Origin of the sequence: Pseudogulbenkiania subflava DSM 22618, assembly GCF_900177275.1 — a bacterium.
In the GTDB taxonomy this organism is placed as follows: Bacteria; Pseudomonadota; Gammaproteobacteria; order Burkholderiales; family Chromobacteriaceae; genus Pseudogulbenkiania; species Pseudogulbenkiania subflava.
Genome location: NZ_FXAG01000004.1, coordinates 73,011 through 95,665, shown reverse-complemented (window position 1 = coordinate 95,665; position 22,655 = coordinate 73,011). Strand labels below are relative to the sequence as shown.

General features: G+C 64.4%; 19 protein-coding genes. 12 read left to right on the top strand and 7 right to left on the bottom strand.

The window, feature by feature from the left end; all coding sequences use genetic code 11:
* Positions 1-53: 53 nt before the first annotated feature.
* The 11 genes from aruF (at position 54) to B9N72_RS05035 (ending at position 11,540) form a co-directional block, all read left to right on the top strand.
* Entirely contained in the window at positions 54-1,088 is a 1,035-nt protein-coding gene (gene aruF, locus B9N72_RS05085; protein WP_085275347.1) for an arginine/ornithine succinyltransferase subunit alpha, read from the top strand.
* Positions 1,085-2,119, top strand: coding sequence for an arginine N-succinyltransferase (gene astA, locus B9N72_RS05080; RefSeq protein ID WP_085275346.1), 1,035 nt, complete (start codon positions 1,085-1,087; stop codon positions 2,117-2,119). Before aruF ends, astA begins: the two co-directional genes overlap by 4 nt.
* A complete protein-coding gene (gene astD / locus B9N72_RS05075) occupies positions 2,120-3,580 on the top strand; it encodes a succinylglutamate-semialdehyde dehydrogenase (RefSeq protein WP_085275345.1) in 1,461 nt (486 codons plus the stop codon). It begins immediately after the preceding gene.
* The gene (astB, locus tag B9N72_RS05070) at positions 3,577-4,926 is read left to right on the top strand and encodes an N-succinylarginine dihydrolase (RefSeq protein ID WP_085275344.1); all 1,350 of its coding nucleotides are present in this window, start codon (positions 3,577-3,579) and stop codon (positions 4,924-4,926) included. The genes astD and astB overlap by 4 nt, the downstream gene beginning before the upstream one ends.
* A gap of 491 nt (positions 4,927-5,417) precedes the next feature.
* Positions 5,418-6,347 (top strand): branched-chain amino acid ABC transporter permease, encoded by a 930-nt coding sequence (locus B9N72_RS05065; protein ID WP_085275343.1) that lies wholly within the window; start codon positions 5,418-5,420, stop codon positions 6,345-6,347.
* Between the two features lie 19 nt (positions 6,348-6,366).
* The gene (locus B9N72_RS05060; protein WP_085275342.1) at positions 6,367-7,452 is read left to right on the top strand and encodes an ABC transporter permease subunit; all 1,086 of its coding nucleotides are present in this window, start codon (positions 6,367-6,369) and stop codon (positions 7,450-7,452) included.
* Between the two features lie 3 nt (positions 7,453-7,455).
* Complete coding sequence (locus tag B9N72_RS05055) at positions 7,456-8,226, top strand: ABC transporter ATP-binding protein (RefSeq protein ID WP_085275341.1); 771 nt, start codon at positions 7,456-7,458, stop codon at positions 8,224-8,226.
* Positions 8,223-8,933 (top strand): ABC transporter ATP-binding protein, encoded by a 711-nt coding sequence (locus B9N72_RS05050; protein ID WP_085275340.1) that lies wholly within the window; start codon positions 8,223-8,225, stop codon positions 8,931-8,933. Before B9N72_RS05055 ends, B9N72_RS05050 begins: the two co-directional genes overlap by 4 nt.
* 12 nt (positions 8,934-8,945) lie before the next feature.
* Positions 8,946-9,749, top strand: a complete 804-nt coding sequence (locus B9N72_RS05045) for a YdcF family protein (protein WP_085275339.1) — start codon at positions 8,946-8,948, stop codon at positions 9,747-9,749.
* Between the two features lie 124 nt (positions 9,750-9,873).
* A complete protein-coding gene (locus B9N72_RS05040) occupies positions 9,874-10,626 on the top strand; it encodes a competence/damage-inducible protein A (protein ID WP_085275338.1) in 753 nt (250 codons plus the stop codon).
* Between the two features lie 128 nt (positions 10,627-10,754).
* Positions 10,755-11,540: an endonuclease gene (locus B9N72_RS05035; protein WP_085275337.1), complete on the top strand. Its 786-nt coding sequence runs from the start codon at positions 10,755-10,757 to the stop codon at positions 11,538-11,540.
* 128 nt (positions 11,541-11,668) lie between these two features.
* Here B9N72_RS05035 and mmsB read toward each other — a convergent pair whose 3' ends face one another.
* From mmsB to B9N72_RS05000, 7 genes are all read right to left on the bottom strand, one after another.
* Complete coding sequence (gene mmsB / locus B9N72_RS05030; RefSeq protein WP_085275336.1) at positions 11,669-12,556, bottom strand: 3-hydroxyisobutyrate dehydrogenase; 888 nt, start codon at positions 12,554-12,556, stop codon at positions 11,669-11,671.
* A gap of 244 nt (positions 12,557-12,800) precedes the next feature.
* Positions 12,801-13,925 carry an enoyl-CoA hydratase/isomerase family protein gene (locus B9N72_RS05025; RefSeq protein WP_085275335.1) on the bottom strand — a complete coding sequence of 375 codons (1,125 nt, stop codon included), beginning with the start codon at positions 13,923-13,925 and terminating at the stop codon, positions 12,801-12,803.
* Positions 13,926-14,080: 155 nt separating this feature from the next.
* On the bottom strand, positions 14,081-14,863 hold the full coding sequence (locus B9N72_RS05020; RefSeq protein ID WP_085275334.1) for an enoyl-CoA hydratase: 783 nt from the start codon (positions 14,861-14,863) through the stop codon (positions 14,081-14,083).
* Positions 14,864-14,990: 127 nt separating this feature from the next.
* Positions 14,991-16,151: an acyl-CoA dehydrogenase family protein gene (locus B9N72_RS05015; RefSeq protein WP_085275333.1), complete on the bottom strand. Its 1,161-nt coding sequence runs from the start codon at positions 16,149-16,151 to the stop codon at positions 14,991-14,993.
* 96 nt (positions 16,152-16,247) lie between these two features.
* Positions 16,248-17,747, bottom strand: a complete 1,500-nt coding sequence (locus B9N72_RS05010; RefSeq protein ID WP_085275332.1) for a CoA-acylating methylmalonate-semialdehyde dehydrogenase — start codon at positions 17,745-17,747, stop codon at positions 16,248-16,250.
* A 362-nt stretch (positions 17,748-18,109) separates the two neighbouring features.
* Positions 18,110-18,958 carry a 3-hydroxybutyryl-CoA dehydrogenase gene (locus B9N72_RS05005; protein ID WP_085275331.1) on the bottom strand — a complete coding sequence of 283 codons (849 nt, stop codon included), beginning with the start codon at positions 18,956-18,958 and terminating at the stop codon, positions 18,110-18,112.
* Positions 18,959-19,154: 196 nt separating this feature from the next.
* The gene (locus B9N72_RS05000) at positions 19,155-21,398 is read right to left on the bottom strand and encodes an HDOD domain-containing protein (protein WP_085275330.1); all 2,244 of its coding nucleotides are present in this window, start codon (positions 21,396-21,398) and stop codon (positions 19,155-19,157) included.
* Between the two features lie 260 nt (positions 21,399-21,658).
* Between B9N72_RS05000 and cysD the strand changes: the two genes are divergently transcribed.
* A complete protein-coding gene (gene cysD / locus B9N72_RS04995) occupies positions 21,659-22,573 on the top strand; it encodes a sulfate adenylyltransferase subunit CysD (protein WP_008954518.1) in 915 nt (304 codons plus the stop codon).
* Positions 22,574-22,655: the final 82 nt, after the last annotated feature.

Sequence of the window (22,655 nt, the reverse complement as noted above, 5' to 3'; positions counted from 1 at the left end):
TGCGCCTGAAAAACGTCGCGACAATGATTTGACATGCTTGGGAGGGCTTGCCCATGTTAGTCGTCCGTCCAGTCCGGACCTCCGATCTGCCTGCAATCGAACGTATGGCAGTGGCCAGCGGCATCGGCGTGACCAGTTTGCCCAATGACCGGGACAAGCTGTTCGAGCGTATCCAGCAATCGGCCAGCGCTTTCGAGCACGAGGCGGTGCCGGATACCGGCCGCGAATTCTATATGTTCGTGCTGGAAGAGCACGGCGAGGTGGTGGGGACCGCCTCGATCAGCGCTTCCGCCGGTTTCGATGAACCTTTCTACAGCTATCGCAGCGAGACCTTTGTGCACGCCTCGCGCCCGCTCAAGGTCAACAACCGCATCCATGTGCTGAATATCTGCCACGACCTGACCGGGATGGTGCAGTTGTGCGGCTTCTACGCCGACCCGGCCTACCTTGACCTTGGCAGCGAGCTGCTGTCGCGTGCCCGCCTGCTGTTCATCGCCGGGCAGCGCGAGCGCTTCGGCAAGCGCATTCTCGCCGAGATGCAGGGCATCCATGACGAGCAGGGGCAGTCGCCGTTCTGGAACGCCATCGGCCGGCGCTTCTTCAATATGGATTTCATCCAGGTGGAGCAGGCCTTCGTCTCGCACAGCAAGACCTTCATCGCCGAACTGATGCCGGCCTACCCGATCTATGTGCCCTTACTGCCGGACGAGGCGCAGAACGCCATCGGCCAGGTCCACCCGGATTTCGAGCGGCCGTTCATGCTGCTGACCAGCGAGGGCTTCGAGGCCGACAACTATCTCGACATCTTTGACGGCGGCGCGGTGCTGACCGCCGACGTCGACCGGCTGTGGACCGTCGAATGCAGTAGCACCTACCCGGTTGAAGTGTTGGCCAGCCTGCCGCCGTCCGCCACGACCATGCTGCTCAGCAATGGCTGTACCGACCGCTTTGCCGCGGTGGCGGCCAACGTGGCATTGGTCAACGGGGTGGCGCTGATGACTCAGGATGTCGCCCAGGCGCTGTCGCTATCGAACGGCCAACCGGTGCGCGTGGTGCCGCTGCACGAGGCCAAGGAGAAACAATCATGATGGTGATCCGTCCCATTACCCGCGATGACCTGCCTGGGCTGATGAAATTGGCGGCCAGTGCCGGCGTGGGTCTGACCTCGCTGCCGATCAACGAGGAACGTCTGGCCAAGCGCATCCTGCGCTCGGTGCGCTCGTTCAGCGGTGAGGCCGAGTTGGCCGAACAAGGCTACGTGTTCGTGCTGGAAGACAGCAGCAATGGCACCGTCGCCGGCATCTGCGCCCTGGAGGCGGCGGTTGGCCTGCACGAGCCTTGGTACAACTACCGTGTCGGCACCATCGTGCACGCCTCGGAAGAGTTGAACGTCTATTCGCGCCACGACACTCTGTTCCTGTCCAACGACCATACCGGCTATTCGGAACTGTGCACGCTGTTCCTGCACCCGGATTACCGCGTCAACCGCAACGGTGGGCTGCTGTCGAAAAGCCGCTTCCTGTTTTTGGCGCAGTTCGCCGACCTGTTCGGCAAGATGGTGGTGGCCGAAATGCGCGGGGTCTCCGATAGCGATGGCAAGTCACCGTTCTGGGAGGCGCTGGGCCGGCACTTCTTCTCCATGGAGTTCGCCGAAGCCGACTATCTGACCGGTGTCGGGCAGAAGGCTTTCGTCGCCGAGCTGATGCCCAAGCACCCGGTGTACATCGATTTCCTGCCGCCCGAAGCCCGGGCCGTGATCGGGAAGACCCACGAGAACACCCGACCGGCGGTCGCCATGCTGGAGTCCGAGGGCTTCCGTTACGAGGGGTACGTCGACATCTTCGACGCCGGCCCGACGGTGCAGGCCTATACCAGCGAAATTCGCGCCGTGAAGCAGAGCGTCATGGCCAGCGTCCGCATCGTGACCGCTCCGGTCGAGGGCGAGCGCAAGAACCTGCTGGTGTCGAATACCCAATTTGAAGGCTTCCGCGTGATCCTGGCGGAAACCACCATCGTCGATAACGAGATTCTGCTGACGCCCGAAGAGGCGCACGCCCTGCAAGTGGGCGAAGGTGACCCGGTACGTTGTGTCACGCTCTCGCCCAAGGAGACTATCTAAATGACAACGCTGTGTATCAATGGAACCTGGCTGGCCGGTGACGGCGAGCCGTTGAAAAAAACCAACCCGGCCACGGCCGAGGTGATCTGGGAAGGCAAGGGTGCTTCGGCTGCCCAGGTCGCCGCCGCCGTCGTCGCCGCCCGCGCTGCCTTCAAGGGGTGGTCGCGGACTTCTTTTGACGAGCGGGTGGCCATTGCCCGTCGTTTTGGCGAGCTTCTGGCTGCCAACAAGAATGCCTTGGCCGAGGTGATCGCCAAGGAAACCGGCAAGCCGATGTGGGAAGCGCTGACCGAAGTGACCACCATGGTCAACAAGGTCGACATCTCGATCAAATCGTACAACGAGCGCACCGGCGAGCGCGCCGCAGCCATGGGCGATGCCCAGGCGGTATTGCGCCACAAGCCGCACGGCGTGGTGGCGGTGTTCGGTCCGTACAACTTCCCGGGTCACCTGCCCAACGGCCATATCGTGCCGGCGCTCTTGGCCGGCAACACCGTGATCTTCAAGCCGTCCGAGCTGACGCCGTGGACCGCCGAGGAAACGGTCAAGCTGTGGTTGCAGGCTGGTCTGCCGGCAGGCGTGATCAACCTGACGCAGGGCGCCAAGGAAACCGGCATCGCCTTGGCCAACCATGCCGGCATCGACGGCCTGTTCTTCACCGGCAGCTCGGCCACCGGCAACCTGCTGCACAAGACCTTCGGCGGCCAGCCGGAGAAGATACTGGCGCTGGAGATGGGCGGCAACAACCCGCTGATCGTCGGCAAGGTGGCCGAGGTCGATGCCGCCGTGCACCATGTGATCCAGTCCGCCTTCGTGTCGGCGGGCCAGCGCTGCACCTGTGCCCGCCGTCTGCTGGTGCCGGCAGGGGAGTGGGGTGATGCTTTCGTTGGACGTTTGGTCGAGGTCGCGGCCAAGCTCAAGGTGGGGCTCTACAACGAAGAGCCGGCTCCGTTCATGGGTTCGGTGATTTCCAACACCGCGGCCGACGCGCTGCTGAAGGCGCAGACCACGCTGCGTGAGAACGGTGGCAAGGTGCTGCTGGAAATGCGTCGCCTGTCCGAGACCGGCGCCATTCTGTCACCGGGCATCATCGACACCACCGCGGCGCAGCGTCCGGACGACGAGTTCTTCGGCCCGCTGCTACAGGTGATCCGCTACACCTCGTTCGACGAGGCCATTGAGATCGCCAACGACACCCGCTTCGGCCTAGCCGGCGGCGTACTGTCGGACGACCGTGCCGAATACGAGCGCTATCTGCAGGAAAGCCGTGCCGGCGTGGTGAACTGGAACAAGCCGCTGACCGGCGCCTCCAGCGCCGCACCGTTCGGCGGCATCGGCGCCTCGGGCAACCATCGCCCGAGCGCCTACTACGCGGCCGATTACTGCGCCTGGCCGGTCGCTTCGCTGGAGTGCGACAGCTTGACCGTTCCGACTCAACTTTCTCCGGGGATCGTACTGTGAGCAACGCTTTTGAAGTGAACTTCGACGGCCTGGTTGGCCCGACGCACAACTACAGCGGCCTGTCCTACGGCAACGTCGCTTCCACCGGCAACCAGAACGCCGTGTCCAACCCGAAGCTGGCCGCCAAGCAGGGGCTGGCCAAGATGAAGGCGCTGCACGACCTGGGCTTCAAGCAGGGCGTGCTGGCCCCGCACGAGCGCCCGGATGTGGCCAGCCTGCGCCGTCTCGGCTTTAGCGGCAGCGACGCCCAGGTAGTCGAGCGCGCCGCCAAGGAAGCGCCGGCCATCCTAGCGGCTGCCTCGTCGGCCTCCTGCATGTGGACCGCCAACGCGGCCACCGTCAGCCCGTCCGGCGACACCGCCGACGGCCGCGTGCACTTTACCCCGGCCAACCTGAACAACAAGTTCCATCGTTCGATCGAGCACCCGACCACGCGCCGCATCCTGCAGGCGATGTTTGCCGACCGCGAGCGCTTCATGGTGCACGAGGCGCTGCCGGCGCAGATGCACTTCGGTGACGAAGGTGCGGCCAACCATACCCGCTTCTGCCACGAGTACGATGGTGCCGGCGTGGAGTTCTTCGTGTTCGGCGCCGCGGCTTTCGACAGCCGCTACCCTGCGCCGGCCCGCTTCCCGGCCCGTCAGACGCTGGAAGCCTGCCAGGCGGTAGCCCGGCTGCACGGCCTGAAGGAGGGGGGCGTGGTCTACGCCCAGCAGGACCCGGACACCATCGATGCCGGCGTGTTCCACAATGACGTGATCTCGGTCGGTAACCGCAACGTGCTGTTCCACCACGAGAAGTCCTTCCTGCATCAGGCCGAGGTGCTGGCCGAGCTGGACCGCAAGCTGGCGGCGGCAGGCGGCAATTTCATCGCCATCGAGGTGCCGCAGGCCGAAGTGTCGGTGGAGGAGGCGGTGAAGAGCTACCTCTTCAATAGCCAGCTGCTGTCCAAACCGGGCGGCGGCATGATCATTGTGGTGCCGGAAGAGTGCCGCAATATCGAACGGGTCTGGGCCTACCTGGAGAAGCTCAAGGCCTCGGGCGGCCCGATCAACGAGGTGCGCGTGTTCGATCTCAAGCAGAGCATGCAGAACGGTGGCGGGCCTGCCTGCCTGCGTCTGCGCGTGGCCTTGTCCGAGCCGGAAATCGCCGCGGTCAACCCGCGCGTGATGATGTCCGAGCAGTTGTTCGGCTCGCTGAACACCTGGGTGGACAAGCATTATCGCGATCGCCTGTCCCCGGAAGACCTCGGTGACCCGCAACTGTTGCTGGAATGCCGCACCGCGCTCGATGAATTGACCCAAATCATGGGACTTGGCGCGGTGTACCCCTTCCAGCTGGTTTGAGTCCGGTTCTGGTGCAAAAAAGGCAGCCCGGTGCGGGTTGCCTTTTGTATTTTGTATACAACAAAAATTGCTGTTGCTCGACGCGAGTAGCAACGAGAAGATCTTGTTTTTACGGCGTTTTCTTGTTGGCCCATCGGGGATCGTGACGGAAAATCGCTATTTGATCGAAAATTTGCAGGAAAATCGTCGGTTCAATCCGGGGCGTGCGATGTTTTGTTCTGGTGCAGTGCAGCGCGTTTCACTTGTGTTTCGGATTTGTTTAAAAAAAACCATAAAAAACAAAGGCTTGCATTGTGTCTTTGGGCCGATTCTTTAGGGGTTTTTGGGGCTATTGTTAAGATTGACAGTCGATTGTAGACACACGCATAATCCGCCGAAGTTTCCGGATAGTGACAGCAAAAGTCATCAACCGGACACTAGATAGGCGATAACGAGAAGAGGGCTACCCCCGTCGTGTCGCCGGGTCTTCACATCAAAGGAGAATTCCCACCGTGGACATTTTTTTGCAACAAATACTCAATGGCCTCGTGCTGGGTAGCATCTACGCGCTGATCGCGCTGGGCTACACCATGGTGTACGGGATCATGGGGCTGATTAACTTCGCCCATGGCGAAGTGGTGATGATGGGGGCTATGGTCACCATCACCGTCGTGACCTCGCTGATGGGGGCCGGAGTCAACCTGCCTGGGCCGATACTGGTACTGATCGGCCTCGTTATCGCCATCCCGGCCTGCGCGCTGCTCGGCTACACCATCGAACGCGTCGCCTACCGTCCGCTGCGCAACGCACCGCGCTTGGCGCCGCTGATCACCGCGATCGGCCTATCGATCGTGCTGCAGCAGGTGGCCATCCTGATCTGGGGCCGTAACTACATCCCGTTCCCGTCGATCCTGAGCCATGACACCGTCGAGATCTTTGGCGCCAGCATCACCGTGCTGCAGGTCATGATCATCGTGCTGTGCCTGGTGATCATGGCCGGCCTGTTGATCATGGTCGAGAAGACCAAGCTCGGCCGCGCCATGCGCGCCACCAGCCAGAACCCGGGCGTGGCCTCGCTGATGGGAGTCAACGTCAACACCATCATCTCCTCCACCTTCATGCTGGGCTCGGCGCTGGGCGCCATCGCCGGCGTCATGGTCGCCACCAACTACGACCAGGCCCACTACTACATGGGCTTCCTGATCGGCCTGAAGGCGTTCACCGCGGCGGTACTGGGCGGCATCGGCAACCTCGGCGGTGCAGTGGCGGGCGGCATCCTGCTCGGCATCATCGAGAGCTTGGGCGCTGGCTACATCGGCACCCTGACCGGCGGCTTCCTCGGCAGCCACTACCAGGACATCTTCGCCTTCATGGTGCTGATCCTGGTGCTGATCTTCCGTCCGTCCGGCCTGCTGGGCGAAAAAATGGCCGACCGTGCCTGATCGAAGAGGAGAAACAAACATGACCATGGCACTAGAAATGAACAAGCTCGACACCAACAAGAAGGTCGGCCTGTTCCTGGTATCGGCCATCGTGCTCGCGGTGCTGCCGTTCGTCGTCGGCGGCCTGCTGGGCAACTCGTGGCTGCGCATCATCGACTTCGCGCTGCTGTACGTGATGCTGGCACTGGGCCTGAACATCGTGGTCGGCTTCGCCGGCCTGCTGGACCTGGGCTTCATCGCCTTCTACGCCGTCGGTGCCTACACCTTCGCGCTGCTGGGCTCGCCGCACTTCGGCATCCACCTGCCGTTCTACATCACCATCCCCCTTGGGGCGCTGGTGGCGGCGTTCTTCGGCATCCTGCTGGGCACCCCGGTGCTGCGCCTGAAGGGCGACTACCTGGCGATCGTGACGCTGGGCTTCGGTGAGATCGTGCGTATCTTCATGAACAACCTGAACGCGCCGATCAACATCACCAACGGCCCGCAGGGCATCAACCTGATCGACCCGGTCAAGGTGGGCGGGCTGTCGTTCGGCAAGTCGCTGGAGATCGCCGGCCACAGCTTCAACAGCGTCTACCTCTACTACTACTTCTTCCTGGCGCTGACCGTGCTGGTGGTGATCATGGCCTGGCGCCTGCAGCACTCGCGCATCGGCCGTGCTTGGGTGGCGATGCGTGAAGACTCGATCGCCGCCGCCGCGATGGGTCTCAACATCCGCAACATCAAGCTCTTGGCGTTCTCGCTGGGCGCGCTGTCGGGTGGTGTCGCCGGTGGTCTGTTCGCCTCGTTCCAGGGCTTCATCTCGCCGGAATCGTTCGGTCTGCTGGAATCGGTGATGATCCTGGCGATGATCGTGCTGGGCGGCATGGGCCACATCCCGGGCGTGATCCTCGGCGCGGTGGTGCTGACCGTGGCGCCAGAAGTACTGCGCGACGTGATCGGCCCGCTGCAGATGCACACCTTTGGTCGCATGCTGATCGACCCGGAAAACGCCCGCATGCTGATCTTCGGCCTGGCGCTGGTGGTGATGATGTTGCTGCGTCCGGAAGGCATGTGGCCGTCCAAGCGCCGCAAGGCCGAGTTTGACGACGCGAAGAAAGGTTAAGCCATGGCACACGCTCTGCTGAAAATCGAAGGCATCAACAAGCGCTTTGGCGGCCTGCATGCCCTGAATAATGTCGGTCTGACCATCAACAAGGGTGAGATCTACGGCCTGATCGGCCCGAACGGCGCCGGCAAGACCACGCTGTTCAACGTGCTGACCGGTCTCTACCAGCCGGACGAAGGCACCTTCACCTTCGACGGCCAGGACCTGTTCCGCGCCAAACCGCACGTGGTGGTGGGTACCGGCATCGCCCGGACCTTCCAGAACATCCGCCTGTTCGGCGAGATGACCGCGCTGGAAAACGTCATGGTGGGCCGTCACATCCGCTCCAAGGCCAACGCCCTGGGCGCGATCCTGCGCGACCGCAAGACCATGGCGGAAGAGAAGGCGATCGAAGCCAAGGCGTGGGAGCTGTTGGCCTACGTCGGCATCACCGACGTCGCTCAGGAGCGCGCCCGCAACCTGTCGTACGGCCACCAGCGCCGCCTCGAGATCGCCCGTGCGCTGGCCACCGAGCCCAAGCTGCTGGCGCTCGACGAACCGGCCGCCGGCATGAACCCGAGCGAAACCGAAGACCTCAAGGTGCTGATGGAAAAGATCCGCAAGGACGGCGTGACCGTGCTGCTGATCGAGCACGACGTGAAGCTGATGATGGGCCTGTGCGACCGCATCGCCGTACTCGACTACGGCAAGAAGATCGCCGAAGGCGTGCCGGAAGTGGTGCGCAAGGACCCGAAAGTGATTGAAGCCTACCTGGGAGCGGCCCACGCATGAGTCTCTTGGACGTGAAGAACCTGCAGGTGTCGTACGGCGGCATCCATGCGGTGAAGGGGATCGACCTGCACATCGAGCAGGGCGAACTGGTGACGCTGATCGGTGCCAACGGCGCCGGCAAGACCTCGACGCTGCGCACGCTGGTGGGGATGGAGAAGAAGTCCGGCGGCAGCATCGTCTACGACGGCAAGGAAACCGCCGGGATTCCGGCGCACAACTTCGTGCGCCACGGCCTGGCCATGGTGCCGGAGGGCCGCGGCATCTTCGCCAAGCTGACGGTGGAAGAGAATCTGCTGATGGGCGCGTTCTACCGCGACGACAAGGCGGCGATCCAGAACGAGCTGGAACACGTCTACGAGCTGTTCCCGCGCCTGAAGGAACGCTTCAAGCAACTGGCCGGCACGCTGTCGGGCGGCGAGCAGCAGATGGTGGCGATGGGGCGGGCGATCTTGTCCAAGCCCAAGCTGTTGCTGCTGGACGAACCGTCGATGGGTCTGGCGCCGATCATCGTGCAGAAGATCTTCGAGATCATCCAGATGATCTCGGCGCAGGGCGTGACGATGCTGCTGGTGGAGCAGAACGCCAAGCTGGCGCTGGAGATCAGCCAGCGCGGTTATGTGATGGAAAGCGGCCGCATCACCATGAGCGGCCCGGCGCGTGAGCTGCTGGACGACGAGCGGGTGCGCAACGCCTATCTGGGCGGCTGATCCGAGCTGACAATGAATGCGACTCTTGGCCCCGGCGTGCTGGTTCACCAGCTCCTCGGGGCTTTTTTATTGCCCCCGCTCAACGTCATCCTGCTCGTTCTGCTGGGGCTGTGGCTGAGGCGGCGCCATCCGGGGGCGGGGAGTGTGGTCGTTGCACTCGCGCTGGGCTTGTCGTATGCCTTGGCGACCCCGCAGATGGCGATGTGGCTGAACCGTTCGCTCGAGCGTTACCCGCTGGTGGCGCTGTCCCAGGTGCGGGAGACCGGTGCCATCGTGGTATTGGGGGGAGGCAAGAAACCGGCGCCGGAATACGGTCGTAACGAGCCATCGGCCGATACCCTGATGCGGCTGCGTTATGCCGCCTACCTGGCGCGGCACAGTGGCCGTCCCGTGCTGGTCAGCGGCGGTGCGCCGCTGGGGGGCGAGGCGGAGGCGCCGGTGATGGCCCGCACCTTGGCGAGCGATTACGGCTTGCACCCGCGCTGGGTCGAGCAGGGCTCGGATACCACGTTTGACAACGCGCGCCTGTCGGCGCAGCTACTCAAGGCCGACGGCGTGCGTTCCATCACGCTGGTGAGCCAGGGCTGGCACCTGGCACGGGCCGTGCCGCTGTTTGAAGAGCAGGGCCTGAAGGTGCTGCCGGCACCGACCGGGCTCGTGCGCTACGATGGCGGTGGCGTGATGTGGTACCTGCCTTCCGGGCGGGCGATGCAGGAGACGCATGCCGCGCTGCGCGAATGGGTGGGGCGGCTGTATTATGCCGTACGTGAACGGGGGACCGGGGTGCTCCGTTCGGTCTCGCATCTCAAATCCTGATTGCGCCGGCGAACGGCGTTGCCGCTAGTGCCGAAGCCCCGTCGTGCCGGTGGGCGGCGTGCCTCGCAGGGGCGGATGGGGTGCGCAGCAGATTTATTCACAAGCACTCTGACAGGAGCCAGTCATGCAGGTAGCAGCCATCATCATCGGCGACGAATTGTTGTCCGGAAAGCGCCAGGACAAGCATTTGCAGGCGCTGATCCGCATCCTGGCCGCACGCGGCATGCGCCTTGCGGCGGCCGAGTACCTCGGGGACGATCCGCGTCGGATCGAGGCGGCGTTGAAGCGCGCTTTCGCCAGTGGCGACCTGGTGTTCAGCTTCGGCGGCATTGGCGCCACCCCGGATGACCATACCCGTGGCTGTGCTGCCCGTGCACTGGGTGTCGAGCTGGTGGTGCACCCGGAGGCGCGCGCCATTATCGAGGAGCGTTTCGGCGAGGAGGCCTATCCGCACCGTATCAATATGGGGGCATTCCCGCTCGGCGCGCGCCTAATCCCGAATCCGGTCAACCGTATCGCGGGGTTCTCGGTGCATGACGTGCATTTCGTGCCGGGTTTCCCGGCCATGGCGTGGCCGATGATCGAGTGGGTGCTCGATACGCACTACCCGCACCTGCGGAACGATGTGCCGGATGTCGAGCGTAGCGTGATCGCCATCAATGCCCGCGAGGGCGACCTGATCGGGCTGATGGAGGCGCTCAGTGCGCGCTACCCGACGCTGAAGCTGTCCAGCTTGCCCAACTTCGGCAACGAGGCCATTCCTCAGATGCACATCGAGTTCGGCTTCAGCGGCCAGCCGGCGCTGGTCGACATCGCTTTGTCGGAACTGGAGAAGGAATTGGTCAAGCGCGGCTACGAGGTGCGTAGCACAGCATGATTTGCAAGTATTTGTTTTGAAATAAACCATCTATTTGGCATTATTTTAAATTGTTTATATTTGTTTCCTGCGCTTGAGTTGTCCTGAGCGGGCGGGCTAGGGTGGCGGTTTTTTGCCTGCCACCCGCCATGAAACGCTTGCTGCTATTGCTGTTGCCCCTGCTGCTGAGTGCCTGCCTCGGCCATGACCGTCCCTCCCCCGTCGCCAGCGACGTTTCCACCTACACTCCGCCCACCGCCGAAGCGGTCACGTTGGTATCCGGCAAGCGCAGCGTGGGTCACCGCGACTTCAACAACGCCAAGAGAGTGTTGCCGGAGGTCTTTGCCGGCATGGAGGAAGACTTCTACTGCGGCTGCAAGTACAGCGGCAAGGACGTCGATTTCGCTTCCTGCGGGTATCAGCCGCGCAAGAATGCCGCGCGTGCCAGCCGCATCGAGTGGGAGCACGTGGTGCCGGCGTGGGTACTGGGGCATCAGCGGCAATGCTGGCAGCAGGGTGGGCGCAAGAACTGCGTGGCCACCGACGCGGTATTCCGCATGGCCGAGGGCGATCTGAACAACCTGGTGCCAGCAGTAGGCGAGGTCAACGGTGATCGCGGCAACCTGTCTTACGGCGCCTGGACGCGCAATCCGACCCCGATGTACGGCCAGTGCCGGACCATCGTCGACTTCAAGAACCGGCGTGTGCAGCCGCGCGAAGAGGTGCGCGGACGCGCCGCACGCATCACCCTTTACATGCATGACCAGTACGGCCTGCGCATGAGCAGCCAGGATCGCCAACTGATGTGCGCCTGGGCCAAGACCTATCCGGTGGACGAATGGGAGCGCCAGCGCGAAGCGCGCATCGTGGCGTTGCAGGGCAGCGGCAATCCTTACGTGAGCGACCCGCAGCAGTTGGCCAAGCGCTGCGGCTGAGCGCTTGCGAGGTACGATCTGACTGGAGACCGGGCAGGGCGTGACTCTCGCGTGCAGGAGCGGCAATCCGGCCGCCTCCCCGGATGAGGGCAGAGACGGGGGCCGAAAGTGGCCGGATGGCCTGCCGCTCAGCTGCGGTAGAAGCGCTTGAGGATGCTGGAGAAATCGAGCTTGCCGTGGCCGTCGGCGACGTGCTCCTCGTACAGGTTGCGCGCCAGGGCGCCGAGCGGGTTGGCGGCGTGGCAGGCCAGCGCCGCCTGCTCGGCCAGGCCCAGGTCCTTCAGCATCAGTTCCGCCATGAAGCCGCCGCTGTAGCCGCGGCTGGCCGGTGCGTTTTCCATCACCCCAGGCCAGGGGTTGTACAGTTCCAGCGCCCAGTTGCGGCCGGAGCTCTTGGCCATGATCTCGGACAGCACCTTGGGGTCGAGCCCGCTCTTGACCCCCAGCGCCAGTGCCTCGGCGGTGCCGGCCATCAGGATGCCGAGCATCATGTTGTTGCAGATCTTGGCGCTCTGGCCGGCGCCGTGGCCACCGGCGAGAAACACGTTCTTGCCCATCGCCTCGAACAGCGGGCGGGCCTGTTCCAGGTCGGCTGCTTCGCCGCCGACGATGAAGGTCAGGGTGCCGGCGGCGGCGCCGGCGGTGCCGCCCGATACCGGCGCGTCGAGCATGCGCAGTCCGGCGGCGAGCGCGGCCTCGGCTACCTTGATGGCGCTGGCGGCGGCGATGGTGCTGCAGTCGATCACCAGCGTGCCTTGGGGCAGTTGGGCGAGCAGGCCGTTTTCGCCCAGGTACAGGCCCTCGACGTGGTGGCTGGCGGGCAGCATCGACAGCACGATGTCGGCGCCGGCGACGCAATCGGCGGCGCTGGTGGCGACTGCGGCGCCGGCTTCGGCCAACCTTTGCATGGCCTCGGTGGAGAGGTCGAAGACCTTGATGGAAAAGCCCTTGCGGAGGAGGTTGAGGGCCATCGGCCCGCCCATGTTGCCGAGGCCGATGAAAGCGGTATGAGTCATGGCTGTCTCCTGAGGTGCCCATTTCATTTGAGTGTAGGCAGGCTGCGTGCAAATTTTTCGCTGGGCACATTCCGGCGTGCCAAACTCCAGATTGGCTCAGCGAGAGATTGGCACGCAGTCATTCGCTCTGCGATACGGAATCCTCATGTACTGCGTGACCATTCCGGATTCTGCGCGCTGGTGGCCCTCACTCTGCTTTGGCTCGTTCGCCTACTGAAACGGGCTCTCCACTTGAGTTGGCAACTCAGCCCAGCGCCGCCAGCGGGTGTTCGCCATCACTCCACGGCGCGGTGAAGTGGCTGTCGACCCAGGCCTGGTCTACTTCGGCCAACGTCTTGCGGCTCCACTGCGGCTGGCGGTCCTTGTCCACCAGCAGCGCGCGCACGCCTTCGCGGAAGTCCGGCTTGCTGCAGAAATTGACCGACAGGATCAGCTCCATGCGCAGCGCCTCGGCCAGCGACAGGTGCTTGGCGCGGCGGTAGATTTCCCAGGTGACCGCGGCCGAACTCGGACTGCCGTGGGCGAAGCTGTGCGCCGCCGCCTGCAGCCAGGGGTCGTCGAAATGGCCGTCGGTCAGCGCCTGCGCCACGGCGGCCAGGCTGCCGCGGTTCATCAGACGGTGGATGGCCACCAGTTGGCGCTCGACGTTGGACATCGGCAAGGAGGCATGGGTGGCGCATTCCATGTCGTTAAGCCGGGCTGTGACGGCCGCGTGGTTGGCCGAAGCGGTATCGGACCAGGCGGTGTCGGTCAGACGTGCCAGCAACTCGGAATAGCCATCCAGCGCGACGACGTGGTCGGCCAGGTTGACGATCAGCGCGTCGTGGGCGTTGAGCGGCGCACCGGTCAGACCGAGGAACAGCCCGAGCTTGGCCGGCATGCGCTGCAGGAACCAGCTGCCGGCCACGTCCGGGTACAGGCCGATGGTGATTTCCGGCATGGCGATGCGCGTGGCCGGGGTGGCGACGCGGTGGCTGGCGCCGACCATCAGGCCGAGCCCTCCGCCCATGACGATGCCGTGGCCCCAGACGATGACCGGTTTGGGGTAGGTGTGCAGGCGGTGGTCGAGGGTGTATTCCTCCCGGAAGAACGTCACCACTTCGGGAATCGGACCGTCGCCGCGGTGGACCAGGATGGCGTCGCGCACCGCGCGCACGTCGCCGCCGGCGCAGAACGCCCGTTCGCCGGCCCCGCGCAACAGCACGCAGGCGATGGCGTCGTCGGCGGCCCAGCGCTGCAACTGTGCGTCGAGCAGGCGGATCATGCCCAGCGTCAGCGCGTTGAGCGATTTCTCGGCGTTGAGCGTGGCCACGCCGATACGCCGGCCGTTGCTGCTGGTCAGTTCTTCAAACAGGACTTCGTCGTTCATGGTGGTGTTCCTTTCGGCCAACTAGTCAGAACCGGTTTACGGTCTTGCGGCGCGTTCCCGACCGGGGTTCAGGTGCGTTGCGTGCGAATCTTTCGCGGGTCTCCGCGGAAGATCGGCACGCAACGAGACGCTCGCGACGGACCGTGAGCCGGTTCTCAGGCATTTTTCCACTGCGGCGGACGCTTTTCCAGGAAGGCGCCGACGCCTTCCTTCTGATCTTCGGTGTCGAACAGCTTGATGAAGCGTTCGCGCTCGTGGATCAGGTTGTACGACGGCGGCTCGACGCGGGCGCGCTGCACCAGCGTCTTGCACGCTGCCACCGAGGAAGGCGACTGGCGTGCCACCTTCTCCGCCAGCGCCAGCGCGGCGGCGCGCGCCTGGCCCTTGCCGACCACTTCTTCTACCAGCCCGATGCGCAGCGCCGTGGCGGCGTCCACGCGCTCGCCACACAGGATCATGCGCTTGGCCCAGCCTTCGCCCACCAGCCAGGGCAACAGCTGGGTGCCGCCGGCGCAGGGCAGCAGACCGACGGCGGCTTCCGGCAACGCCATCTGAGCTTGTTCCTCGGCGATACGGATGTCGCAGGCCAGGGCGCATTCCAGCCCGCCGCCCATGGCGTAGCCGTTGATGGCGGCAATACTGACGCCACGGAACGCCGAAAGCGCCTCGAAGGCCTCGCCGAACAGCATGGTCATTTCGGTGGCGACGGTCTTGTTGCCGTCGGCGAACAGCGTCAGGTCGGCGCCGGCCGAGAAGAATTTTTCGCCATCGCCGGTGATCACCAGAGCGTAGATGTCGCGCTCGGCGTTGAGGTCGGCCACCAGTGCCTTGAGGGCGGAGAGGCTCTCCCGGTTCCAGGTGTTGGCGGGCGGATTGGCGATGGTGACCAGCGCGGTGTGGCCGTGTTTTTCGACGTTGAGATGGGCGTAGCTTGGCAAAATGTTCTCCTGGTTGTGTGGCCTGTTCTGGCCGTTGCTGAGCGGGGAGGAGGGACGGAGCCTATCGCCCTGATTGGACGCGATGTGCCGTGTTTCAACCCTCCCGACCCCTTGTTCGACCTGGCGTTCAGCGCAGTGTGTCGAGTGCGCCGTCCTTGAGCAGATGGCGCGCCACGATCATGCGCATCACTTCGTTGGTGCCTTCCAGGATCTGGTGCACGCGCAGGTCGCGTACGTGGCGCTCAAGCGGGAAGTCCTTCAGGTAGCCGTAGCCACCGAACAGTTGCAGCGCCTGGTTGGCGACGTTGAAGCTCAGATCGGTGGCCAGGCGCTTGGCCATGGCGCAGTAGGCGGTGGCGTCGGGACTGCCGCTGTCGAGCTTCCACGCCGCCAGGCGCACCATCTGGCGGGCCGCGATGAGCTCGGTCAGCATGTCGGCGAGGCGGAACTGCACGGTCTGGAAGTCCGCCAGCGCGTGGCCGAATTGCTGGCGCTCCTGCACATAGCGCTGCGCGGCATTGAGCGCGGCCTGGGCGGTGCCGACGGCACAGGTGGCGATATTGATGCGCCCGCCATCCAGCCCTTTCATGGCGAAGGTGAAGCCCTGGCCTTCCTCTCCCAGCAGGTTCTCGGCCGGAATCTCGACGTTGTCGAAGGTGACGGCGCGCGTGGGCTGGCTGTTCCAGCCCATCTTCTTTTCCTTCTTGCCGTACTGGATTCCGGGCGCATCTGCCGGCACCACGAAGGCCGATACGCCTTTCGGGCCAGGACCGCCGGTGCGCGCCATCACCACCAGCACCTCGGTGCTGCCGGCGCCGGAGATGAACATCTTGGAGCCGTTGAGAATGTAGACGTCGCCCTTCTTCTCGGCGTGGGTTTTCAGCGAGGCGGCATCGGAGCCGGCGCCTGGTTCGGTCAGGCAGTAGCTGCCAAGCTTGGCGCCCGATACCATCTGCGGCACCCAGTATTCGGCCACGTCGGGTTTGGCGAAGCTGGCGATCATCCAGCTCACCATGTTGTGGATGGTGAGGTAGGCGGCAGTGGAGGTGCAGCCGGCGGCGAGTTCTTCGAACACGATGGCGGCATCGAGGCGGCTGAGGCCGAGCCCGCCGTAGGCTTCCGGCGTGTACAGGCTGAGAAAGCCCATCTCGCCGGCGCGGCGGATCACCTCGAGCGGAAATTCCTCGCGCTCGTCCCATTCCGCGGCATGTGGCGCCAGTTCGTGCGTGGCGAAGGCCCGCGCGGCGTCCTGGAAGGCGATCTGTTGTTCAGTCAGGGCAAAGTCCATGTTGTCAGCCAATCTTGTCAGCCCCGTCGGGTGGACGGGAGGATGTCGATATGCGGCGCGTCCGGGGTGGATGGGCGTGCCGCGCCTGATGATGCGTCAGTGCAGTGCAATGGTGGTGTTGACCTTGCCGCTCGAGGCGGCGTCGTCGAACCAGCGGCTGGTGACGGTCTTGGTCTGGGTGTAGAACAGGATCACCTGCTTGCCGTATGGCCCCAGGTCGCCGAGTTTGGAGCCGCGCGAACCGGTGAACGAGAACAAGGGCACCGGTACCGGGATCGGCACGTTGATGCCGACCTGGCCGACGTCGATCTCCTCCTGGAACTTGCGTGCCGCCGCGCCGCTCTGGGTGAAGATGGCGGTGCCGTTGCCGTGCGGGTTGGCGTTGATCAGGGCGATGGCGTCGTCGAGCGAATCGGCCGCCACCAGGCACAGTACCGGGCCGAAGATTTCCTGGTCGTAGATCGCCATGCCGGGCTCGACGCCGGAGAAGATGGTCGGGCCGATGAAGTTGCCCTGCTCATGGCCGGGCACCTGCACGCTGCGGCCGTCCAGCTCCAGTTTGGCGCCTTGCGCGATGCCCTTGGCGATCAGCCCTTCGACGCGCGTGCGTGCCGCACTGGAGATCAACGGCCCCAGGTCCGGGTTGGCCTGGCCGGGGCCGACGCGCAAGGCCTTGGCTTTGACTACCAGATCTGGAATCCACTGCTGCGCCTCGCCCACCAGCACCGCCACCGAGATCGCCATGCAACGCTGGCCGGCGGCGCCGAAACCGGCACCGACCAGCTGGTTGAGCGCCTGTTCCTTGTTGGCGTCCGGCAGCACGATGGCGTGGTTCTTGGCGCCCATCATGCACTGCACGCGCTTGCCGGCCTGGCTCGCGCGCTGGTAGACGTGGGTGCCGACCGGAGTGGAACCGACGAAGGACAAGGCCTTGATGTCGGGGTGGTCGCAGATGGCATTGACCACGTCCGCGCTGCCGTGCACCACGTTCAGCACGCCGGGCGGGATGCCGGCTTCGATCGCCAGTTCCACCAGCCTCATCGTCACCATCGGGTCTTGCTCGGACGGCTTGAGCACGAAGGTGTTGCCGCAGGCGATGGCCATCGGGAACATCCACAGCGGGATCATGGCCGGGAAGTTGAACGGCGTGATGCCGGCGCACACCCCGAGCGGCTGCTGCACGGTGTAGGTGTCGACGCCGCTGGCCACGTTCTCGGCGTGCTCGCCCAGCTGCAGGTTGCCGATGTTGGCGGCATGTTCGACCACCTCCAGGCCGCGGAACACGTCGCCCTCGGCATCGGCCAGAGTCTTGCCCTGCTCGGCGGTGAGGATGGCCGCCAGTTCCTTCATGTGTTCCCGGATCAGTTGCTGGTATTTGAGGAAGAGGCGGGCGCGCGCGCCGATTGGCGTCTTCTTCCAGCTTTTGAAGGCTTCCTTGGCCGCCGCCACGGCGGCGTCGACTTCCTCCGGCGTCGCCAGCGGCACCCGTGCCAGTACCTCTTGCGTGGCGGGGTTGACGACGTCGCGCCACTCGCTCGTCGTCGACTCGACGAACTTGCCGTTGATCAGCAACTTGATGGTGGGAAGGGTAGACATGGTGTCGTCTCCTGATGTTGTCACCGCCACGGTGGATGATGAGCTGGCCGCAGGTTTTTCTTTAATCGTAGTCGCCGGGTGGCAGAGCTTTCCCATGATCTGCCCGTTGGTGCGACCGGCTGGGGCATGGATGCCTGTCTCCCTCGGGAGTCGGCGTCGGCTCTGCCGAGGTAGAGTGATAGGCAGGGTATCCTGCGGTTTTCATCACCGTTACGTAAAAGTAAGTTCCTCTATTAAACTAAGCAAGCGCTTGGTTTTTTTCAAGGGTTTGCGAGTCCGCCTAGGAGAGGAAAAAACGGTTGTTGTGCTTCCGTCACATCCGGTTGGCGGGCGTGACGGAGCTCAGGAGTAATGCGTTGATATTAATAGGTGTAGAAGCCGTGTCCGCTCTTGCGCCCGAGCCGGCCGGCCGCCACCAGCTGCGCCAGGAGCGGGCAGGCGCGGTACTTGCTGTCACGGAATTCGTCGTGAAGGATGTCCATGATCGCGAGGCAGGTGTCCAGGCCGATCAGGTCGGCCAGCGCCAGCGGGCCGATCGGGTGGTTCATGCCGAGTTTCATCACGGTGTCGATGTCCTCGGCGCTGGCCAGGTTCTCGTACAGCGCGAACGCCGCCTCGTTGATCATCGGCATCAGCACGCGGTTGGACACGAAACCGGGGCCGTCCTTCACCGTCACCGGGGTCTTGCCGATTTCCACGGCCAGCGTGTGCACCGTCTGGTGAGTGGCATCGTCGGTCTGCAGCGCGCGGATGATCTCCACCAGCGGCATCAGCGGCACCGGGTTCATGAAGTGCATGCCGATCACCCGCTCCGGACACTCCACCCAGGCGGCGATGCGGGTCAGCGAGATCGACGAGGTGTTGGAAGCCAGGATGGCGTCGGCGGGCAGGGTGCGCGCCAGCTCGCGGAAGATCTTTTCCTTGATCGCGGGGTTCTCGGTGGCGGCCTCCACCACCAGCTGGCACTCGGTCAGGGCGGTCAGCGTCTCGGCGGTGGTGATGTTGGAGAGGGTGAGCTCGACGTCGGCGGGGCTCAGCAGCGCCTTCTTCTCCAACTTGGCGAGGCTCGCCCGGATGGTGGCGAGGCCTTTTTCCAGCGCCGCGGCCGAGGTGTCGACCAGAGTGACCTGAAAACCGTGGCGGGCGAAGGTCTGGGCGATGCCGTTGCCCATGGTGCCGGCGCCGATAACGCCGATGCGGGTGATTGCCATGATGTCTCCTTGAGTACTGTTTTCGTGAACATAAAGTAACGTTTACGTAAACGTCAATATGCGCCGCCGCAAAACGTCCGAGTACTTCCCACTTCGCTGGGTCAATTATAGTCCGGTATACCAAGAAACCCGGCGCACCCCCATCGGCAAGGCAGGCCGGAGAAGGGGGGGCGGCGGGGCGTTCATGCCGCCAGGCTCAGCCGGCGGACTGCTTCTGGCGGATCGCCAGCAGGGCCTGATTGCGCAGCGCCTTCAGCAGGTTCAGCGTTTCCGCGTCGGGTTTCAGGCTATGGGCATGCCGGCGCTCGCCGTACAGAAAACCGATCGGCTTGTTTTCTAGCACCAGCGGCAGGATCAGGAACGTCTCTGCCGGCGTGGCGCGGCGCAGCCAGTTCGGGATGCGGCTGGCGATATTCGGAGCGTTGACGTCCTCGATCAGGATGTCGGCGTTGTGCTCCAGCGCCACGCAGAACACGTTGGCAGCCTCCTGCAGGCTGAAGCGGAATGCGGGAATCATCGCACCGATCCGCTCGCCAAAACCGAAGCGCGCCACCATCTGTCCCAGCCGCGGGTCGCGCGTGCACAGCAGCACGTGCTCGAACGGGGTGGCGCGAAACAGCGTTTCCAGCACGGTCTGCAGCAACTCGTTCAGGTTGAAGGGACCGAGCAGGGCGTGGGTAAGCTCCTGCATGCCGGCACTCAAGCGGCGCGCGCTGCTGTCGTCGCAGGGCTCTGGCACGGCTGCCAGATCCAGCATCAGGTCGAGCTCCAGCTCCTGTGGCCGGGCCGCCTGGATGGCTTGGGCGAGCGGCGGAGGGCGGGCGCCCGGACGCGCCGAGCCGGCGAGCAGCGCTGAGCCGCGCAGCCGCGCCAGGAAGCTGTCGGGACGGGCGCTGACCCCGATCGGCTCGACGTGCTCGTCGAACGCCCGCAGCGCGGCACGCACGTGCGCGATTGCCTGCTCGGCGCTCAGCGGCAACACGCGCTGATAGCGTTCCAGCAGCGTCTCCAGCGGCTGGCGCGGGGCGCTGCCGGGGTCTTGTGTCAGTTGCGTCAGCTCGGCGGCCAGGTTGGCCAGGATGCACAGCCGCGCCGCAGCGTTGGCCGGCGGGCGGATCGGCCCGGCCGGCAGCAGCTCCATGCTCTGCACGATACGCGCCGGGAAGCTCCAGTGCTCGGCCACACTCATGCCCAGCGCGGCGAAGTCCAGCCCCAGCGTATGGATGGTGGCCTGGGTCAGGCTCAGGCCGTTCTCGACCTTGAGGTCGATCAGCCGGCTTTCCTCGCGGAAATAGAAGCGGCACAGGAGTTCGCCCAAGTGGTGGAACATGCCGCAGATCAGCGCTTCCTCGCTGTCCCCGGCAACACCCTGTTGTGCCAGTTCGCGCGTCAGCAGGCCGCAGAAGAAGGTGCGCAGCGCGGTGTCCTTCAAGGTGGCCGCGTGCGCCTTGTTGTGCATGTGTTCGAACAGCAGCAGTGTGATCGCCAGGTTGCGGATGGTATCGAAACCGAGGATGACGATGGCGCGCGACACCGTGCTGACTGCGCCGCCGAAGTGGCTGTAATGCACCGAGTTCACCACCCGCAGCAGCTTGTTGGTCAGCGAGAAGTCCTGCAGGATGATTTCCGCCAGTTCTTGCACCCGGCCGGTGTGGTCCTCGCTCACCTGGTTGATGGCCTGGATCGCCTGCGACAGGGCGGGAAAGTCGGCCGAATAGCGCATGCGCTCCAGCAGGCTGTCCCAGGCGGTCGGGCTGGCGCTGCCCTTGATGAAGCGGTGCTGAGTGGTAAGCCAGGCCTGCAGCGCGGCCAGCAGCGACGCGGCATCGGCAAAACCCTGGCCCGGCGCCGTGTCGAGCGCGCTCACCATGATGGCGTCCAGTTCGTCGTCGATCAGCGGGTTCAATTGCCGCAGCGGCGTGGTGCCGGGGGGCTGCCCGGTCAGCAACTGGTGCAGGATGCCGGCCAGCGCGGCGAGGTCGCGCTGGCGCATGCGGGGCAGGGCATTCGCCGGCGGCGCCGGCAACAGCCCGAGCCCGAGCAGATGCGGCGTGCGCTCGTCGTCGAGCAGAATGTGGTCCAGGCTCAGCCAGCCGTGCGCCACGCCCTGGGCGTGGGCGTACATCAGCGCGCCCAGCAGGTCGCAGCACAGTCCCACCGCCTCTTTGGCCGGGAGCACTCCCGAGAGCGCCAGCAGGCTGGCCAGCGGATGCCAGGCCGGCAGGTCGTAATGCCAAAGGCAGAGCCCGTCGCGCAGCTCCGGCTGGCTGGGTGGAACGATGCCGGGGTGTTTCAGCTGGGCGGCGGGAAAGGCGGCGACGGTCAGTTTCTGCGGCAACGACAGGGTCTGTCGCAGGGTGCCGCCGGGGGCGGCAACCGGCATGTCGGCCGGCGGCTGGGTGGCGTCGTGGCTCAGGATCGGTGCGGCGTGTGTTGTCATTCTTTTTCTCCCCCGCTGACTATATAAGCAATCTCCCGACTCGGGACAACTTTTCCGCGCTGGGGTGGTGGAGCCGCCACCGGAGGGTGTCGCTATATGTCCGGTTAGCCAGTTTTTTGTTTCCAATAGCGCATATTGATATATCCATTCGGTTTTGCCTGGCTAGGGGGCTTCCGGTAGATTGGCGTCAAATGGCAGGCGGGTGTGCCGCCTGCAGGCAGGAACAGAACTGGCCACGTGCCAATAGCGGGCGGAGCAAGATGACTATCAGTGAAGCAAGACTGACTCACCTCAAACAACTGGAAGCGGAGTCGATCCATATCATTCGCGAAGTGGCGGCGGAATTCGAGAACCCGGTGATGCTGTATTCCATCGGCAAGGACTCGGCGGTGATGCTGCACCTCGCGCTCAAGGCCTTCTACCCGGGCAAGCCGCCGTTCCCCCTGCTGCACGTCGACACCACCTGGAAGTTCCGCGACATGATCGCGTTCCGCGACCGCATGGCGGCCAAGGTCGGCATGGAACTCCTGGTGCACACCAACGAAGAAGGCCGGGCGGCCAACATCAACCCGTTCGACCACGGCAGCGCCAAGTACACCGACGTGATGAAGACCGACGCCCTCAAGCAGGCGCTGAACAAGTACCAGTTCGACGCCGCCTTCGGCGGGGCGCGCCGCGACGAGGAAAAGTCGCGCGCCAAGGAGCGTGTCTATTCCTTCCGCGACAAGAACCATCGCTGGGACCCGAAAAACCAGCGTCCGGAACTCTGGAACATCTACAACAGCAAGATCAACAAGGGCGAGAGCATCCGTGTGTTCCCGCTGTCCAACTGGACCGAGCTCGACATCTGGCAGTACATCTACCTCGAAAACATCGAGATCGTGCCGCTGTATTTCGCCAAGCCGCGCCCGGTGGTCAACCGTGACGGCATGCTGGTGATGGTCGACGACGAGCGCCTGCCGCTCAAGGAGGGCGAGGTGCCGGAAATGCGCAGTGTGCGCTTCCGCACCCTGGGCTGTTACCCGCTCACCGGTGCGGTCGAGTCGGAAGCCGCCACGCTGCCGGAGATCATCCAGGAAATGCTGCTCACCACCACCTCCGAGCGGCAGGGACGCCTGATCGACCACGACCAGGCCGGCTCGATGGAGAAGAAGAAGATGGAAGGCTACTTCTAAGAGCTTGTGGAAAATCCTGCTGCGCAGGGCGATCTCACGCTGCGATGCTCGCTGTACCACTTGTACAGCTACGCTTCTCACC